Source organism: Streptosporangium sp. NPDC049046 (assembly GCF_040649155.1).
Taxonomy (GTDB): Bacteria; Actinomycetota; Actinomycetes; order Streptosporangiales; family Streptosporangiaceae; genus Streptosporangium.
The window spans coordinates 1-1,501 of record NZ_JBEZEZ010000088.1; the positions used below are offsets into that span (position 1 = coordinate 1).

The 1,501-nt window shown below is 56.2% G+C and carries 1 rRNA gene; it reads right to left on the minus strand.

The features are described from left to right. A 23S ribosomal RNA gene (locus AB0B96_RS40815) occupies positions 1–1,501 on the minus strand; the annotation flags it as partial.

Sequence of the window (1,501 nt, forward strand, 5' to 3'; positions counted from 1 at the left end):
AGAGGCGGATTTGCCTACCTCTCTCCCTACATGCTTACCCCAGGACAACCATCGCCTGGGCTGGGCTACCTTCCTGCGTCACCCCATCGCTTACCTACTACCAGTTCAGGCCAGGCGTTCAGTCTCACCCACACCCCGAAGGGCGTTAGGGACTTAAGGACCCTTAGTATCACTGGATTCAGTATTGGCGCATCGTAGCGGGTACGGGAATATCAACCCGTTGTCCATCGACTACGCCTGTCGGCCTCGCCTTAGGTCCCGACTTACCCTGGGCGGATTAGCCTGCCCCAGGAACCCTTGGTCATCCGGCGCAGAAGTTTCTCACTTCTGATTCGCTACTCATGCCTGCATTCTCACTCGCACAGCCTCCACAACTGGATCACTCCGCTGCTTCGCCGGCCGCACGACGCTCCCCTACCCACCCACACACCTAAACCACAAAGGCTCGGATAATGTGTGAATGCCACGACTTCGGCGGTGTACTTGAGCCCCGCTACATTGTCGGCGCGGAATCACTTGACCAGTGAGCTATTACGCACTCTTTCAAGGGTGGCTGCTTCTAAGCCAACCTCCTGGTTGTCACTGCGACTCCACATCCTTTCCCACTTAGCACACGCTTAGGGGCCTTAGTCGGTGGTCTGGGCTGTTTCCCTCTCGACTACGGAGCTTATCCCCCGCAGTCTCACTGCCACGCTCTCACTTACCGGCATTCGGAGTTTGGCTGACGTCAGTAACCTTGTCGGGCCCATTAGCCATCCAGTGCTCTACCTCCGGCAAGAAACACGCAACGCTGCACCTAAATGCATTTCGGGGAGAACCAGCTATCACGGAGTTTGATTGGCCTTTCACCCCTAAACACAGGTCATCCCCCAGGTTTTCAACCCTGGTGGGTTCGGTCCTCCACGCGGTCTTACCCGCGCTTCAACCTGCCCATGCCTAGATCACTCCGCTTCGGGTCTACAGCATGCGACTCATTCGCCCTATTCAGACTCGCTTTCGCTACGGCTCCCCCACACGGGTTAACCTCGCCACACACCATAACTCGCAGGCTCATTCTTCAAAAGGCACGCAGTCACATCACAAACAAGAGCAAGCCCTCGTTTACGCTCCTACGGCTTGTAGGCACACGGTTTCAGGTACTATTTCACGACCCCTCACCGGGGCGCTTTTCACCTTTCCCTCACGGTACTTGTTCACTATCGGTCACCAGGGAGTATTTAGGCTTACCAGGTGGTCCTGGCAGATTCACACAGGATTTCTCGGGCCCCGTGCTACTTGGGATCCCCTCAAACAGTCCAACCGATTTCGCCTACCCGACTCTCACGGTCTACGGCGCCACTTCCCAGAAGCTTCGACTATCGGAAAGATTTCTTACTGTCTATGGTCTCGGCAGAAACCATCAGAGGGTCCCACAACCCCGCAAACGCAACGCCTGCCGGCTATCACACGCCTACGGTTTAGCCTGATCCGCTTTCGCTCACCACTACTCACGGAATCACTA